General features: G+C 60.7%; 15 protein-coding genes and 1 tRNA gene. 6 read left to right on the forward strand and 10 right to left on the reverse strand.

Features of this window, described 5'->3' with window-relative positions; genetic code table 11:
- Window positions 1-8: 8 nt before the first annotated feature.
- The 5 genes from H9C73_RS14565 to H9C73_RS14585 form a co-directional block, all read right to left on the reverse strand.
- Window positions 9-1109, reverse strand: a complete 1101-nt coding sequence (locus tag H9C73_RS14565) for a DUF1513 domain-containing protein (protein WP_209288649.1) — start codon at window positions 1107-1109, stop codon at window positions 9-11.
- Window positions 1099-2172, reverse strand: a complete 1074-nt coding sequence (locus H9C73_RS14570) for an imelysin family protein (RefSeq protein ID WP_209288636.1) — start codon at window positions 2170-2172, stop codon at window positions 1099-1101. Before H9C73_RS14570 ends, H9C73_RS14565 begins: the two co-directional genes overlap by 11 nt.
- Window positions 2172-3593, reverse strand: a complete 1422-nt coding sequence (locus tag H9C73_RS14575) for a di-heme oxidoreductase family protein (RefSeq protein ID WP_209288637.1) — start codon at window positions 3591-3593, stop codon at window positions 2172-2174. The genes H9C73_RS14570 and H9C73_RS14575 overlap by 1 nt, the downstream gene beginning before the upstream one ends.
- Window positions 3594-3600: 7 nt before the next feature.
- Entirely contained in the window at window positions 3601-4911 is a 1311-nt protein-coding gene (locus H9C73_RS14580; RefSeq protein WP_209288638.1) for an imelysin family protein, read from the reverse strand.
- Between the two features lie 123 nt (window positions 4912-5034).
- Window positions 5035-5574: a gamma carbonic anhydrase family protein gene (locus tag H9C73_RS14585; protein WP_209288639.1), complete on the reverse strand. Its 540-nt coding sequence runs from the start codon at window positions 5572-5574 to the stop codon at window positions 5035-5037.
- A gap of 87 nt (window positions 5575-5661) precedes the next feature.
- On the opposite strand from H9C73_RS14585, the gene prlC reads away from it, so the two are divergent.
- The 3 genes from prlC to H9C73_RS14600 are packed head-to-tail and all read left to right on the forward strand — an operon-like array spanning window position 5662 to window position 8588.
- Window positions 5662-7707: an oligopeptidase A gene (prlC, locus tag H9C73_RS14590; protein ID WP_209288640.1), complete on the forward strand. Its 2046-nt coding sequence runs from the start codon at window positions 5662-5664 to the stop codon at window positions 7705-7707.
- Complete coding sequence (locus tag H9C73_RS14595) at window positions 7704-7979, forward strand: YheV family putative zinc ribbon protein (protein ID WP_209288641.1); 276 nt, start codon at window positions 7704-7706, stop codon at window positions 7977-7979. The genes prlC and H9C73_RS14595 overlap by 4 nt, the downstream gene beginning before the upstream one ends.
- A 3-nt stretch (window positions 7980-7982) precedes the next feature.
- Window positions 7983-8588, forward strand: a complete 606-nt coding sequence (locus H9C73_RS14600; protein ID WP_209288642.1) for a DNA-3-methyladenine glycosylase I — start codon at window positions 7983-7985, stop codon at window positions 8586-8588.
- On the opposite strand, the gene H9C73_RS14605 is transcribed toward H9C73_RS14600, so the two are convergent.
- Both H9C73_RS14605 and H9C73_RS14610 read right to left on the reverse strand, forming a co-directional pair.
- Window positions 8589-9680: a PQQ-dependent sugar dehydrogenase gene (locus tag H9C73_RS14605; RefSeq protein ID WP_209288643.1), complete on the reverse strand. Its 1092-nt coding sequence runs from the start codon at window positions 9678-9680 to the stop codon at window positions 8589-8591. It abuts the gene before it with no gap.
- Between the two features lie 118 nt (window positions 9681-9798).
- Window positions 9799-10656: a DMT family transporter gene (locus H9C73_RS14610; protein ID WP_328797988.1), complete on the reverse strand. Its 858-nt coding sequence runs from the start codon at window positions 10654-10656 to the stop codon at window positions 9799-9801.
- Between the two features lie 382 nt (window positions 10657-11038).
- Between H9C73_RS14610 and H9C73_RS14615 the strand changes: the two genes are divergently transcribed.
- Complete coding sequence (locus H9C73_RS14615; protein WP_209288644.1) at window positions 11039-11473, forward strand: GNAT family N-acetyltransferase; 435 nt, start codon at window positions 11039-11041, stop codon at window positions 11471-11473.
- An 83-nt stretch (window positions 11474-11556) separates the two neighbouring features.
- Here H9C73_RS14615 and znuB read toward each other — a convergent pair whose 3' ends face one another.
- From znuB to H9C73_RS14630, 3 genes are read right to left on the reverse strand one after another with little or no spacing between them, the layout of a single operon-like run.
- Window positions 11557-12354: a zinc ABC transporter permease subunit ZnuB gene (gene znuB, locus H9C73_RS14620; RefSeq protein ID WP_209288645.1), complete on the reverse strand. Its 798-nt coding sequence runs from the start codon at window positions 12352-12354 to the stop codon at window positions 11557-11559.
- Window positions 12347-13135, reverse strand: a complete 789-nt coding sequence (znuC, locus tag H9C73_RS14625; protein ID WP_209288646.1) for a zinc ABC transporter ATP-binding protein ZnuC — start codon at window positions 13133-13135, stop codon at window positions 12347-12349. Before znuC ends, znuB begins: the two co-directional genes overlap by 8 nt.
- Complete coding sequence (locus tag H9C73_RS14630; RefSeq protein WP_209288647.1) at window positions 13128-13616, reverse strand: Fur family transcriptional regulator; 489 nt, start codon at window positions 13614-13616, stop codon at window positions 13128-13130. The genes znuC and H9C73_RS14630 overlap by 8 nt, the downstream gene beginning before the upstream one ends.
- Window positions 13617-13689: 73 nt before the next feature.
- Between H9C73_RS14630 and znuA the strand changes: the two genes are divergently transcribed.
- Both znuA and H9C73_RS14640 read left to right on the forward strand, forming a co-directional pair.
- Window positions 13690-14697 (forward strand): zinc ABC transporter substrate-binding protein ZnuA, encoded by a 1008-nt coding sequence (gene znuA, locus H9C73_RS14635; protein WP_209288648.1) that lies wholly within the window; start codon window positions 13690-13692, stop codon window positions 14695-14697.
- A 53-nt stretch (window positions 14698-14750) separates the two neighbouring features.
- Window positions 14751-14837: transfer RNA gene (locus H9C73_RS14640), tRNA-Leu, on the forward strand.
- Window positions 14838-14989 lie beyond the last annotated feature (152 nt).

Here is a 14989-nt window from a genome sequence, read left to right on the forward strand (position 1 = left end):
TGCCATCGCTACACTCCTGTCAGCTTCATGTGATGATCCCAGTGCATGCGGGCTGCCGCCGCGTCCAGCTGCAGGCGCTCGCGGGTCTGCTCCAGAGGGTTCATGCGGTAGATCTGGCCGAAGCCGGAACTGGCCAGAAACTCACCCGGCCGGCGGGTCGCACTCAGGCCACAGCCATCGCGGCAGTGCATCAGCGTCAGGAAGCGTGCCTGCGGCAGGTCCCAGAAGGTAATCACATGGCCCCTTGGTGACGACACGGCCGCCACCTGCCCGCTCGCATCGAGCCGGATGCTGCCGCAGTACTGTTTCATCTGCCGGTTGATGGGCTCGGGGGCCGAGAGCAGTTGCAGTGGCTTGCCGCGCCGGTGCAGGGCGACCAGTGGCTTGTTGTCGCCCGGGTCTCCCTGATACTGCATGGCAAGCGCCAGAACGCCATCCGGGTTCAGATCCATATGGCGGATGCTGAGCTGAAAATGTTCGGGCGGCATGAAGACCTGTTCGTTCAGTGCCCCGCTGGCAAAGTCCAGATAGGCCAGTGAGGGCTCCATGCTGTCCAGGTTGAGCTTGTCGCGCTCATGGGTGCGAATGCCTCCGTTGGCCACTATCAGCTCGCCGTGACGCAGCAGCAGTTCGTGTGGGCCAATACCCCGAGTGCTGAAGCGTGCGGCAATGGCAAAGCCCTGCTCCGCGTCCCGGATCACGACCTGACCGGCCGAGTCGCTGGCGCGCTCTTCGGTACTGACCAGCCATCGACCCTCCTCGGAGAAGACAATGTGGCCGTTGAACAGATAGCCCTCATCAACCCGAATACGTGCCACCTGTGCCCCGCTCTGATAGTCGACCACTTCGATGAAGTCCCCGGGACGACGCGCTGCCACGGCTGCCCAGGGATAGGTTGGATGCAGCTCGACATGATGGGCGCGGCTGGGCAGCCGGTGACGCAGGCGCGTGACGCCATCGGGATCGGTTCCCAGTAGCCAGTGCCCGCTTGCATCGCTGGCGGCGCTGATCAGCAGCGGACCCTGAGCAGAGCGGGCCAAGGCTCCCGCAGCGGGAGCCAGCAGGCTGGCGGCCATCAGGCCGAGAAAGCGGCGGCGGTTAGTCTCCATCACGGCTGTTGAACCCCAATTGAATACCCAATACGTCCATGGCGTCGTGCAGTGTGTCGCTGAGCTGTTTGAGCTGAGCGTTAATCCCGTCCAGCGCGGCATAGGTGTCAGGCTGTGTCAGGCTGACATGCAAGGGAGCCGGGATCGATGCCAGCGACTGTTCCAGTCGTGCAAAGCGTTGCTGGATCTCGTCGGCCAGCGGCTCGTCACCTGCCTGCCGCAACAACTGGTCAACACTCGGATCGGTGCCCTGATAGAGTGCGCTCAGCGCGGACAGGTTGGCGCGGATGTTGGCCAGTGAGTGGCCACTGCGATGGCTTTCCAGCCGCTTCGGCATGACGGCTCTGGCGTTGTCCCCCATGGCCTTGAGCAGCTTGGTGTCGCGGATCGCTTCAACCGGCTCCACCAGTGCGGCCATCAGCTCGGCCGCCAGATCTGCTGCCAGCTCGGGATCCTGAGCGGTTGAAAAGTCCTCTGCGGCCAGCGTGCGCCATTCGGCTTCAATATCCCGGCTCATGTCCGCCACATGACCGGCAATGGCCTGACTCAGCTCACAGCCCCGCCCCTGCTGCAGCTGGGACAGCGCGGACTCGGCGAACAGCAGACGCTCCAGCGCCGGGAATCCCTGAGTGGATACACTGGCGTGGCGGAAGAACTCGCTGTCATAGGGCTGTTCGCTGACCAGCGCCTGGCGCAGCTGACGGGCGCCGATATTCTTGCGGTCGGGCCAGAACTGGAGCCCGAAGTTGCGCATCAGAAACTGCACCGGCCCGAACTGTACGTGCTGAATCCCCTGCCAGGCCTGCATGGCCTCCTGCCAGGCCGTGCGGGCCTGCTGCAGTCGGTCAGGGCCCGGGGCTTCACAGAACTGCGCCACTGCCCGATCAAGCTGGTTGGTCGTTCGGGCGAGGGTGGCGTAGCGCGGCAGGACGTGCTGCTGCACGGCCGCATGGTTAAAGCGAGGCCAGTCCGGGGTGGGTGCTGCATGCACCAGTCCGGCCAGCAGAAGGGATACGGATGCCAGCAGCCAGATGGGCCACATGCGAGTAGTGGGTTTGTGCATCAGAGTGACTCCAGAAACATGATCAGTTGCTTGCGTTGTGTCGGGGGCAGTTGGCGGAAGCGCTCACGTGCTGACTCGGCTTCGCCCCCGTGCCAGAGAATGGCTTCGGTCAGGGTGCGCGCCCGACCATCGTGGAGCAGTGCGCGTTCACCGGAAACGGCCCGGTGCAGGCCCAGTCCCCATAAGGGAGGCGTGCGCCACTCCTGCCCGTTAGCGGCAAATTCCGGTCGGCCGTCTGCCAGTTCAGGTCCCATGTCGTGCAACAGCAGATCGGTGTAGGGCGCGATCCTGCGGTTGCTCAGTGCCGGACGGTGCGGGTCCGAGCCTGTCTGGAAGGTTGGCTGGTGGCAGCGGGCACAGCCGGTGGTGTGAAACAGCGCTTCACCGGCCTGAACGGTCGGATGGTCCCGGTTGCGTCTTGGAGGAACGGCCAGATGCTGAGTGTAGAACAGCAACACGTCCATCATTTCCCGGGAGGCCTCGAGGCCGTCCTGTGCCTCGGTGTTCCCGTTTGGGGCCTGCAGACATGCCGTTTGCGCCGCCGTGCAGTCGCCGCCGGGCAAGGGGTAGTCGGGGTTGGAAATGCCGATATCGGTGTTGAGCGCACTGGCATTTTGCCGTCTCAGGTCCGCGTTGCCGGCCTTCCAGCCGAAACGTCCCAGCAACGGAGACGATGTATCGCCGTGGTAGACGCGGTTGGCACGGCCGGAGATGCCGTCTCCGTCGCGGTCATCCGGATCGGCCAGTGCCAGAATGGCCTGTTCGGGGATCCGTTCCAGCAGCCCCAGCCCGATCATCGCCGGTGCCAGCCGAGGTGAGAGCTGCAGCTCAGGGTGAGCCTCCCCGTATCCCGGCTCGCGCAGGGTATAGACCGGTTTGCGCAGCTCAACTTGCTCTCCGCTACTCAATTCTACCTGCTTCGTGGTGTATGTGAGTGACAACTTACCTTCGGCAGGCAGGCCGGTAACGGCGAAGGTTTGCAGCTGAGTCCCGTACACCGGGTCCGGTGTCACGCCTTGAGGTCCCAGATGGCCGTTGCCGGGAACACCGAGCCGCATCAGCAAGCCATTACGGTTGGTCGTCCCCTTGTCATCAGGCGGCAGGCCACGGCCGTTGTTGATATGACACTGCAAACAGGAACGGGCGTTGTAGAGCGGGCCCAGGCCGTCGCTGGCGGTGGTCGATGAGGGTGCGGAGACCCAGATCTTTTCAAAAATGGCGCGGCCCAGCACAAAGTCCATGCGCTGGTCGAAGGGGATGCCCTCGACCGGTTGCATGAACGCCTGGCGCTGTGCAGCGGAAAAAGGTGAACCGGGCACTGCCCGGTTCGAGGAGGCCGCGTCTGCCATCGCGGCCTGGCTGGTGCACAAGGCCAGCCAGATGGAGAGCCAGCCTGTCAGACTGAGTGCGTTGAGGATCATGGGTGCATTAACCGCCCATCACGGCAGCAGGGTTGTCCAGACTGTCAGAGCCTTCCAGCTCCACATCGGCAATACCCAGCGTTGCCATGACATCTTCCAGCACCTGCGTCTGTGCGGTCAGCGCATCGACGAACGCCTGCACTTTCGCGTTGCCCTCGGTATTGCCGGCGGCGATGAGCACGTCAAAGGTTTCACCCTGCTCGGCGGCATCCACCATGGCCTGAGCTGCAGCCTGAGTGGCGTTCAGGTGGTCACGCATTTTCTGATCCAGCGCCGGGTCGACCGCCCGGGTCAGGTCAGACAGAGACGGTCCTTTGACCTCGCTGCCATCGATGCGGCTGTATTCGCCGAGGTAGGCGTTACGGATACCGAGTGCGTCATAGTAATGCGACCAGTGGGTGTTGTCGGAGAAGCAGTCATGCTCTTCTTCCGGGTCGTGCAGCATCAGGCCCAGCTTGGTGCGCTCACCGGCCAGTTCACCGTAGGACAGGCTGCCCATGCCGGTGGTAATGGTCGCCAGCGCGCCCTGCTCGCCCTTGGCCATCAACTGTTTGCGAGCCTCGCCACCCGGCTTCCAGTGGTTGGCCATGTCGGCCAGATCATCAATCAGCAGCTCCGTCGCTGCCTTCAGGTAGGCGCGACGGCGCTCGCAATGGCCGTTGCTGCAGTTTTGGGTGTCAAAATCGGACGCGGGACGGTTGCCGGCACCCGGCTTCGTGCCGTTCAGGTCCTGGCCCCAGAGCAGAAACTCGATGGCGTGGTAGCCGGTGGCCACGTTGGCCTCAACACCGTCGATCTCGTGCAGGGTTTCCGCCAGCAGGGTCTTGTCGATGGTCGAAGCATCCACTTGCTTGCCACCGATGTTGAGTGTCGGGTTGGCGATGATGTTGGCGCTGTACCAGGCGTTGAAATCGGATTCAGTGCCATAGCGACCGGCATCGACATAGTCGATCAGGCCCTCGTCCAGCGGCCAGGCGTTCACCTTGCCTTCCCAGTCATCCACGATGGCGTTGCCAAAGCGGTATACCTCGGACTGCTGATAGGGCACGCGGGCGGCGACCCAGGCTTGGCGGGCGGCATCCAGATTGGCTTCATTGGGCTGATCCAGCAGCTGCTCGATGGCCTGTTGCAGCTGCTGGGCGGCAGCCAGGGAATCGGCATACACCGCTTCTGCAATATCGGCATAGTGCTGGTTGACGCTGGCGGCGCTGGCTTCAATCGTCGTGGCTGCACTTGCCTGGACGGCAGTAACAGGGCTGAGCGGAGACAGAATCGCTGCGGCGACAGCCGCGGGCAGCAGAAGGCGTTTAAGTGACATGACAGCTCCCTTGAGATGCAAATGAGGAAGCCACACTAAACTAAATGCGAATCGTTATCAATAGTATTGATTTAAGTAATAAAGCCGGCGCTGGGTGCCGGCTTTATGCTCGGATCGAGGCGCTTATGCCCAGTCCTCGGCCAGGTGTTTGGCGGACAACCGCGCGTAGTTTTCGGCCGTGTAGGTGAAAAATTCTTTCTCTTTCTGCGTCAGCTCACGCTGCGGCTTGGCTGGTCGGCCCACATAGAGGTAGCCGCTTTTCAGGGTTTTGCCGGGCGGGACCAGACTGCCGGCACCGACGATCACCTCATCTTCCACCACGGCACCGTCCATGATCATGGCGCCCATGCCGATCAGGACCCGGTTGCCAACCGTACAGCCGTGCAGCATGGCCTGGTGGCCGACGGTGACATGGTCGCCGATGATCAGGGGAAAGCCGTCCGGGTTGTAGGGGCCGGCATGAGTGATGTGCAGGACAGAGCCGTCCTGAATGCTGGAGTAGGCGCCGATGCGGATGCGGTGCATATCGCCCCGGATCACCGTCATGGGCCAGACAGAGCTGTGTTCACCGATCTCTACATCCCCCAGCACCACGGCGCTGGGATCTACGAATACATTGTCTGCCAGCTTGGGTGTCATCCCCTGATAGGTGCGCACATTCATGCCCGTCATCTCCTCTGATTGAAATCGTGCATTTTCAGCCCCATTGTATAGTAATTAACGAGTTCACTTTGCTAATGGAGAGATCCCATGTCGAACCCTCTGCTCGAACGCCATTCGTTGCCGCCGTTCAGCCGTATACTGCCGGAGCACGCCGAGCCGGCGATCGATGAACTGCTGGCGCGTAACCGTGCCCGCATTGCCGAGCTGACGGGCGCGGCATCGGTCAACGGCTGGGATCTGGTGGCCGAGCTGGAACAGCTCAATGACGACCTGGCCCAGGCCTGGTCGCCGGTCTCGCACCTGAACGGAGTCATGAACTCCGACGCCTGGCGTGAAGCCTATAACGCCTGCCTGCCCAAGCTGTCCGAATACTGGACGGAGCTGGGCCAGCATCAGGGCCTGTACAAGGCGTTTGAAGCGCTGGCCAACAGCGATGAATATGCGCAATTGAGCCCGGCACGCCGCAAGGTGATCGACAATGCGTTGCGGGACTTCCGCCTGTCCGGTATTGCCCTGCCCGAGGCACAGCAGAAGCGCTACGCCGAGCTGCAGCAGCGTCTGTCCGAGCTGACCACCCGCTTCTCGGAAAACCTGCTGGATGCGACCCAGGGCTGGTGGAAAGAGATCCATGACGAACAGGATCTGGCCGGTCTGCCGGATCACGCCGTGGCGGCGGCCAAAGAAGCGGCCAGTGCCAAGGGCGTTGATGGCTGGGTCATCACGCTCGACTTTCCGGCCTACTATGCCGTGATGGCCTTTGCCGACAGCCGCAGCCTGCGCGAAGAGTTGTACCGTGCGTTCAGCACGCGGGCATCCGATCAGGGGCCCAAGGCGGGTGAATGGGACAACTCGGCGGTGATGGATGAAATCCTGACGCTGCGGCACGAGATGGCGCAGCTGCTGGGCTTCGACACCTATGCCGACTACTCGCTGGCAACCAAGATGGCTCAGTCGCCACAGCAGGTGGTCAGTTTCCTGGAAGATCTGGCGCAGGAAACACGCCCGGTGGCAGAGCAGGAGCTGGCCGAGCTGAAGGCATTTGCCCGCGAGCAGGACGGTATTGAACAGCTGCAGGCCTGGGACGTCACCTATTATGGCGAAAAGCTGAAACAGGCGCGTTTTGACATTTCACAGCAGGAACTGCGCCCCTACTTCCCGCTGCCGAAGGTGCTGGATGGTATGTTCACCATTGCCGGCCGCCTGTTCGATCTGCAGGTGGAAGAGCTGCAGGACTTCGACAGCTGGCATGATGACGTGCGCCTGTTTGCACTCAAGCGCGAAGGCGAAGCCTTTGCCTACTGCTATCTGGACCCCTTTGCACGCAGCAGCAAGCGTGGCGGCGCCTGGATGGACGACTGCCGAGTGCGCCGCCGTTTGGGCCATGCCGAGCTGCAGCTGCCGGTGGCCTACCTGGTATGCAACTTTACGCCGCCGCTGCCGGGCCAGTCGGCCCTCCTGACCCATGACGAAGTGACCACCCTGTTCCACGAATTCGGTCATGGCCTGCACCACATGCTGACGCAGATGGAAGAAGCCGATATCAGCGGCATTAACGGCGTGGCCTGGGATGCGGTGGAGCTGCCGAGTCAGTTCATGGAGAACTGGTGCTGGGAGCCCGAGGCGCTGGCGCTGATCTCCGGTCACCATGAAACCGGTGAGCCCCTGCCCCAGTCACTGCTCGACAAGATGCTGGCGGCCAAGCACTTCCAGTCCGGCATGATGATGATGCGTCAGCTGGAATTTTCGCTGTTCGATTTCCGACTGCATCACGAGTATCAGCCCGGCCAGACGCAAATCCAGTCGGTGCTGGATAGCGTACGTGAGCAGGTTGCCGTGATTCGCCCGCCAGCGGAGAACCGCTTCCAGCACGGGTTTGGACACATCTTTGCCGGTGGCTACGCGGCGGGCTATTACAGCTACAAGTGGGCAGAAGTGCTGTCCGCCGATGCCTTCTCCCGTTTTGAGGAGGAAGGTATTTTCAATGCGGAGACCGGCCAGTCCTTCCGTCAGGAAATTCTGGAGCGTGGTGGCTCGGGTGATCCGATGGATCTGTTTGTGGCCTTCCGGGGCCGTGAGCCGGATGTGGACGCCCTGCTGCGCCATTCCGGTATCCGCCAGGAGAATGCGGCATGAGTGTACAAAAGCGATTCATCGCCGGCGCGGTCTGTCCGCGCTGCGGTGAAATGGATACGGTGCGCATGCACCGGGACGAGGAGCGGGAATACCGGGAGTGCATCAAGTGTGGCTTCGCGGACTCGCTGAGGCTGGATGGCCGCCCCGACCCCGAGCAGATCGAAACCCGCGTCAGCGGTGAGCGGTCGGACAAGGCGCCGGCCGCCGTGGCGGATGATTCGCCTCAGCCGATCCGCATCATGGACCTGGGCAACCTGCGCCGGGACCACTGAGCCATGGACGCATCCACGCCATCCCCTGGCCCCTGCGGCTGGGCGATGCAAAGCCCTCTGGAGCACCAGTACCACGATCATGAGTGGGGGGTGCCCCGGATGGATGATCGGATTCTGTTTGAATTTCTGGTGCTGGAGTCGGCTCAGGCAGGCCTGAGCTGGCGCACGGTGCTGGAGAAGCGGGGTGGCTATCGTACCCACTATGCCGGCTTCGACCCTGAACAGGTGGCCGGCTTCGGGGAAGCGGAGATTGCCGCCATGCTGGCGGACCCCGGTATTATCCGCAACCGTGCCAAGATCGAAGCCTCGATCAACAATGCGCGGATCTTTCTGGATCTTCAGGCTCGTTATGGCAGCTTTGCGGCATTTCTGTGGCGCTATGTGGAAGGCCGGCCGATTCAGTCCGCGTTTGAGCGCATGGAGCAGATTCCGGCCCAGACGGCGCTCTCGCAGCAGCTATCCAAAGACCTCAAGCGCGAAGGCATGCGCTTTTTTGGTCCTACCATTGCGTATGCTTACATGCAGGCTGTAGGCGTAGTGAATGATCACTTGCAGCACTGCCCCCGTTACGAGGCCTGCAAGGCACTGGGCCTGAAGCTGCCGCTCTGATCAGCCAGAGGGCTCGTACCACACCCGGTAGATCACGTCGGCCCGATCATCGGAGATCAGCAGATCGCCGTTGGGTTTGACCAGCACGTCCACGGGCCGTCCCCAGGCCTGTTCCCCTTGCAGCCAGCCCGTGATGAAAGGCTTGATGCCTGCGACACCGGTACCGGCTGTATTCACCCGCATGACGCGATACCCCACTTTACTGGAGCGGTTCCAGGAGCCGTGCTGTGCCATGAACAGCGTGGTATCGGGCGTATCGGGGAACTGCGGGGCGGTGTAGAAGGTGATGCCCAGTGCTGCAACATGCGCACCCAGCTCCGCCACGGGAGGCACGCTGTTGAGGGCATCGGCTCCGTCACCGAAACGCGGGTCCGGCACATTGCGGCCATGGATAAAGGGAAAGCCGAAATGCAGGCCGCCACGCGGGGCGCGGTTGAGCTCATCGGGTGGCTGGTTGTCCCCCAGGTGGTCACGCCCGTTATCGGTAAACCAGAGACTGCCATCCCGAGGGTGGAACGCAAAACCCACCGAGTTGCGCACGCCGCGCACCCAGGGCCTGGCGCTGTCTGTTCCGGGTTGATAGCGCATGATGCTGGCAAAGCGGGGATCGGATTCCAGACAGACATTACAGGGGGCGCCCAACGTGAAATAGAAGGCACCGTCAGGCCCCTGCTTGAGGTATTTCCAGCCGTGGTGGGTGATGTCGGGCAGCCCGTCCAGCAGAACCTCGGGCTCGGGAGGCTGCTGCAGCCGAGTATCGATATCGGGCAAGCGAATCAAGCGGGTCAGTTCGGCTATATAGAGGTCACCATCAGACCAGACCACTCCGTTGGGCAGCCGGCGGTGTGCCAGCAGGGTATGCCGGGTTTCATAGCGTTGATCACCGTCCCGATCCTGCAGCGCAAACACGCGCCCGTCACGGCGCGTGCCCACATACAGGGTGCCGCTCGGGCTCAGTGCCATCTGGCGGGCGTTGGGGACCTCTGCCGCCACCTCAATCCGGTATCCGTTCGGCAGTTTGAGCTGCTCCAGCGGCAGCGCACTGGCCGGACCGGCCAGACAAACCGTTGCCAGAATCCACAGGTATCGCATCCTGTCCTCCCCCTGTTCCGTCGCTTAAGGGAGTCTGGTCGCTGCTGGCGCTTTTTGCCACTCAAGTTGGCTGCTGCGACCCGTCTCGGGTGATCTTCGGGCAGAAACAGCGAGTTTTCTAGCGTTTGTAGAGAGTGTTCACCAGGGCGCCGGAGATGATGAACAAGCCACCCACCAGGGTCCATACCGTTGGCACTTCAGAAAAGAAGGCCCAGCCCAGCAGCGCGGAGAATACGACCTGAACATAGGCATAGGCGGCTGCCTTGCCGGCCTGCTCAACGGCCATGGCCTTGGTCAGCCCTATCTGGCCAACCTGAGTGAATATGCCCACCAGGATGAGCAGGGCCAGTTCTTCCAGATTGGGCATTACAAAGCCGTCGCCCAGAAGTGCGACTGAAACAGGCAGGGCAATCAGGGGGAAGTAAAAGATGATGACGCAGGAATCGTCGGTTCGATTCAAATGCCGCACCATCACATAGGCCACCGCACTGCCCAGTGCACCGAGCAAGGCTGCGACAATACTGAGAGAGGATGCGTCTGCGATCAGCCCCTCCCGAAGATTGGGCTGCATCATGACGATGACGCCCAGAATACTCATACCGATACAGAGCATGGTCGCGACCTGGATGCGCTCTTTCAGGAACCATAAGGCAATCACGGCGGTAAACGCAGGATAGGTGTACTGCAGCACGGTGGCCTCGGCCAAAGGCAGCGTCGAAACCGCGTAGAACACGCACATAAGCGCAAACGCACCGACCGTGCCGCGGGCAATCAGCAGGGGCTTGTTATTGCCCCAGACAGACAAGCGCTTGCGCTTGATGTTCAAGTAGCTCAGTACCAGAGAGACAAACGCGCGGAACGCAACGATTTCCAGCACCGGGATGCCGCGGGCTGCAGCGCTTTTAACGCAGACAGCCATAAGCGCGAAGCCGAGCGCCGACAGCAGCATGTAGCGAGCACCAGTTGCGAGACGCACCAGAGTAGCTTCCTTAGTCGTATCCGTGTTGTGTGGGCGAATGCTAAAGGAAACACGGATGCTTTGCCATGCGGCATGCTTATTCACCCGATGTATTCAGGGCATGTACCTTGAGTGCGTGTTTGGTCACTTGGCTGTGCTTGCCTGTGACTGGAAGCACAGGGGAGAAACGTCCACTATCAGAGCACTATGGACGGGCTGCTGTGGGAGGCTGCGTACGGCAGATCACCAAAACGGACATGCTTGTTTTCACCGGAAGAGAATGGCTGTGATACCTCGATGTATCCTTTCTCTTCAATTTGTTAGAACAGCTCTTCCTGTGTTGCCTGAGAGCAAAAATGCGCTTTTGCAGTATCCAGAGGGTTAGGAGCAAGGAGGTCAAATGGAGCTTGTTGAGCTGGAAAGCTCAGATGAATTGTATAAGCAGGCGCTGGATTTACGGTATGACCTGTTTTTCCGAACTCCAGGGCTACCCAGAGAAATACTGTTTGATGGGCTCGAGAGTCGTAGCTTGCATGTTGCAGTGATAGACAGAGGTTCCTTATACGCTTATGGCCGATTAAGCGAAGAAGGACCGCGGCTATTCAAGATATCTCAGGTGGTAGTCCGGCCAAATATGCAGGGTCAGGGGTTAGGTACCAGAGTGCTCGGGAAGCTCATGGATTTGGCGCTGGACAGGGGTGCTGAAGAAATCTATTTGAACGCCAGGCTGCATGCCATATCAATGTATGAAAAGTTGGGTTTTACGACTTCAGGTGATTCGTATATTGCCCAGAGGACGGGAGTGCCTCATATAAAAATGGTCAAGCGTGTTTAAGTTGCCCATAACAGGTGCAGGTATGGCGCCATCCACTATAGTGCACCTTTGGCTCCACTCTGTGGATGCGTATGCTGCAGGCGTTATCGTGCCTGCAGCGCTCGGAACGGCAAGCTGTAGAGCAGCAGAAACTCGACCAGTGCGGTGACAACCACCGAGGGACCTGCGGGCGTGTCCCAGAACCATGATGCCGTGATCCCGCCTGCCACGGCCAGCATGCCCAGCAGCGAGGCGAAGACCGCCATCTGTTCGGGCGTGTGGGACAGGCGCCGCGCGGCTGCGGCGGGAATGATCAGCAGTGAAGTGATCAGCAGGATACCGACCAGCTTCATGGCCACGGCGATCACCACGGCAATCAACAGCATGAGTGCCAGCCGGGTGCGTGCCACTGGCACTCCTTCCACCTGTGCCAGTTCTTCATTGATGGTGATGGCCAGCAGCGGGTTCCACAGGCGCCACAGCAGCAGCAATACCAGCGCGCCACCGCCGTAGATCCAGTACAGATCCTCCGGGGCGATCGCCAGCAAGTCACCAAAGAGATACTCCATCAGATCGATACGGACATTGTCCAGCAGGGCAACGGCCACCAGACCCAGTGACAGCGAACTGTGCGCCATGATGCCCAGCAGCGTATCCGTGGCGACCAGATGCTGGCGCTGCAGGCTGACCAGCAGTACGGCCAGCAGTACACAACAGGCGACCACGGCCAGGTTAAGGTTGATGTCGAACAGAAAGCCCAGTGCAATCCCCATCAGGGCCGAGTGCGCCAGCGTATCGCCAAAATAGGCCATGCGGCGCCATACGACAAAGGCGCCCAGTGGGCCTGCCAGTGCCGCTATGCCCAGCCCGCCGGCCAGTGCCAGTATCAGAAATTCAGCCACAGTGGTGTCCGTCACAGTTATGGGGTTGGGGATGATCAACCACCACGTCACCGTGCGCGTCATGGCGGTGACTGTGATGATGGTTATACAGTGCCAGTGCGCTCGCCTGGGCGGGTCCGAACAGCTCGATGAACGATGGGTCGTTACTGACATGCTCGGGGTTGCCGGAACAGCAGATATGGCGGTTCAGGCAGATCACGTGATCGGTGGAAGCCATTACCAGGTGCAGGTCATGCGAGATCATCAGCACACCGCAGCGCCGCTGCTTGCGAATGTCGGCGATCAGCCGGTACAGCTCCAGCTGGCCGGTCAGATCCACCCCCTGTACGGGCTCATCAAGGACCAGCAGCTGTGGATCACGCAACAGGGCGCGGGCCAGCAGCACACGTTGGGTCTCGCCACCGGAAAGATTGTGGATGGAATGTTTTAGCAGGTGGGATGCACCCACATCCTCAAGTGCCTGATTGATAAGCGCTCTGTCGACTTTCTGAGGCGTATTGAGGAAACGTTCCACTGACAATGGGAGCGTATGGTCGATGTGCAGCTTCTGTGGCATGTAGCCGATGCGCAGTCCCTTTCGTGCCCATACATTTCCTTCGGAAGGTTTGATCAGCCCCAGCACAACCCGCACCAGAGTCGTCTTGCCGGCCCCGTTGGGGCCGATCAGGGTCGTGATGCAGTTGTCGTGCAGGTGCAGGTTGACCTGATTCAGCGCCATCTGCTGGTTAAAGCGGACGCTGACGTTTTCCAGCCGTATCAGGTCCGGGTTGTGCTCAGGCATGGGTGCCCTCCCGGCGGCAGTTGGGGCAGAGCCCGGTCACCTCGACGGTCTCCTGTTCGATGCTGAAGCCGACTTCGGCGGCACTCTGCTCAAGCGTGGCATGCACAGGCGCAGCATCCAGTTCGGAGGTGGAGTGGCACTGGCGGCAGATCAGAAAGCAGCCCTGGTGACGCTGTTCCGGATGCGGACAGCCAACGAAGGCGTTCAGGGACGCAATGCGGTGAACCAGCCCCTGTTCCTGCAGAAACTCCAGCGCGCGATAGACCGTGGGCGGTGCCGAGTTGAAACCCGCTTCAGCCAGTGCCGGCAGCAGCTCATAGGCACCGATCGGCTGATGGCTCTGCCAGATCAGCTTGAGTACCAGCTCACGGACGGGTGTGAGCCGTTGCTGACGGTCACGACAGATCACACGCGCCTGCTGCAGCGCCTGGTCAATGCAGTGCTGGTGATTGTGATTGGACTCAAATGCCAGGTTATCCATGGTCAATGGCTTCGTCTGCTGTCTGTTTTGTTATAGTATAACGAAATTGATGTTTACACGAGATGCTGTTCCGATGAATGAGACGCTTCGCAAGACGCTAACCACACTCACTCTGCCGACGTTGCTGGCGTCGGCGCTGCCGGCAACGGCTGCCGATGTTGTCACCAGCATCAAGCCGCTGCAGCTGATTACCGCCGCGTTGACGGAAGGGGTAACGGAGCCGGTGCAGCTGCTTCCTGACGACGGAACCCCTCATCACTATGCGCTCAAGCCTTCGGACATGCGCCGGCTCACAGAGGCCGACGTCGTGATCTGGGTCGGCCCCGGGCTGGAGCAGTTTCTGCAGAAGCCATTGTCCCGTACCGATGCCGAGATTGTAACCCTTTTGCTTGACAGCGAGCCCCATGAGCATGGTGAGCACGCGGCTGTCGTGGAAGAAGAGGAACATCATGACGAGCACGAGCACGAGCACGAGCACGAGCACGAGCACGAGCACGATGAGCATGACGAACGTGATGCAGAAGATACCGCAGCGCATGACCATGGCGCCGGGAGCGATCCTCACATCTGGCTGGATCCGCTGCATACGCTGGAACTGGCTGAGCAGATACTGCCGGTCCTGCAGAAGCAGTTTCCGCAGCATCAGGATCAATTGCTCAGCAACTATGAGGCATTTGCCGCTTCAGTACGCAACAAGGAAGCCGAGATCGCGGCTCAATTGGCACCGTTCAGCGAGCGGGGCTTCTTTGTCTTTCACGATGCCTACGGCGGTTTCGTTGAACACTTTGGCCTGAAGCAGCTGGGCTACTTTACGGTTGATCCGGCCCGCAAGCCGGGTGCCCGTCATCTGGCCGAAATCCGGGAACGGCTGGAAGCCAGTGAAGCGGTCTGCGTCTTCAGTGAGCCGCAGTTCACCAGCGCCGTGGTGGATGCCATCGTGGGGGACCTGCCGGTGCGTCAGGGTGAGCTTGACCCCATGGCCCGTGGGATTGAGCCTGGCAAGGATGGATACATCCATTACCTGCAGACGCTGGCCGATGCCTTCCAGCGCTGCCTTGAGAAAAAAGATCAGGAAATTTGAAAAAGGGCTTCACAAGGTGAAAGGGGGCCGATATAATGCGCCCCACTTTCGAAGCAGATGTGGTGGAATTGGTAGACACGCTAGCTTCAGGTGCTAGTGCCTTCACGGGCGTGGGAGTTCGAGTCTCCCCATCTGCACCACCTTTCATCCCGAATGAAAGGCTCTTCGAAAGCGACAATTTGAGTGGTTACGCACATTAAAACGTCACACCCAATGCAGATGTGGTGGAATTGGTAGACACGCTAGCTTCAGGTGCTAGTGCCTTCACGGGCGTGGGAGTTCGAGTCTCCCC

Source organism: Marinobacterium alkalitolerans (assembly GCF_017776525.1).
Classification (GTDB): domain Bacteria; phylum Pseudomonadota; class Gammaproteobacteria; order Pseudomonadales; family Balneatricaceae; genus Marinobacterium; species Marinobacterium alkalitolerans.

What these genes read in the sequence shown, in the direction of transcription:
- H9C73_RS14605 (WP_209288643.1), bottom strand. Translation starts at nt 9,680, where the DNA reads ATGCGATACCTGTGGATTCTGGCAACGGTTTGTCTGGCCGGTCCGGCC.
- H9C73_RS14575 (WP_209288637.1), bottom strand. Translation starts at nt 3,593, where the DNA reads ATGATCCTCAACGCACTCAGTCTGACAGGCTGGCTCTCCATCTGGCTG.
- H9C73_RS14600 (WP_209288642.1), top strand. Translation starts at nt 7,983, where the DNA reads ATGGACGCATCCACGCCATCCCCTGGCCCCTGCGGCTGGGCGATGCAA.
- H9C73_RS14580 (WP_209288638.1), bottom strand. Translation starts at nt 4,911, where the DNA reads ATGTCACTTAAACGCCTTCTGCTGCCCGCGGCTGTCGCCGCAGCGATT.
- H9C73_RS14565 (WP_209288649.1), bottom strand. Translation starts at nt 1,109, where the DNA reads ATGGAGACTAACCGCCGCCGCTTTCTCGGCCTGATGGCCGCCAGCCTG.
- H9C73_RS14585 (WP_209288639.1), bottom strand. Translation starts at nt 5,574, where the DNA reads ATGAATGTGCGCACCTATCAGGGGATGACACCCAAGCTGGCAGACAAT.
- H9C73_RS14595 (WP_209288641.1), top strand. Translation starts at nt 7,704, where the DNA reads ATGAGTGTACAAAAGCGATTCATCGCCGGCGCGGTCTGTCCGCGCTGC.
- znuA (WP_209288648.1), top strand. Translation starts at nt 13,690, where the DNA reads ATGAATGAGACGCTTCGCAAGACGCTAACCACACTCACTCTGCCGACG.
- H9C73_RS14615 (WP_209288644.1), top strand. Translation starts at nt 11,039, where the DNA reads ATGGAGCTTGTTGAGCTGGAAAGCTCAGATGAATTGTATAAGCAGGCG.
- H9C73_RS14570 (WP_209288636.1), bottom strand. Translation starts at nt 2,172, where the DNA reads ATGCACAAACCCACTACTCGCATGTGGCCCATCTGGCTGCTGGCATCC.
- H9C73_RS14630 (WP_209288647.1), bottom strand. Translation starts at nt 13,616, where the DNA reads ATGGATAACCTGGCATTTGAGTCCAATCACAATCACCAGCACTGCATT.
- znuC (WP_209288646.1), bottom strand. Translation starts at nt 13,135, where the DNA reads ATGCCTGAGCACAACCCGGACCTGATACGGCTGGAAAACGTCAGCGTC.
- prlC (WP_209288640.1), top strand. Translation starts at nt 5,662, where the DNA reads ATGTCGAACCCTCTGCTCGAACGCCATTCGTTGCCGCCGTTCAGCCGT.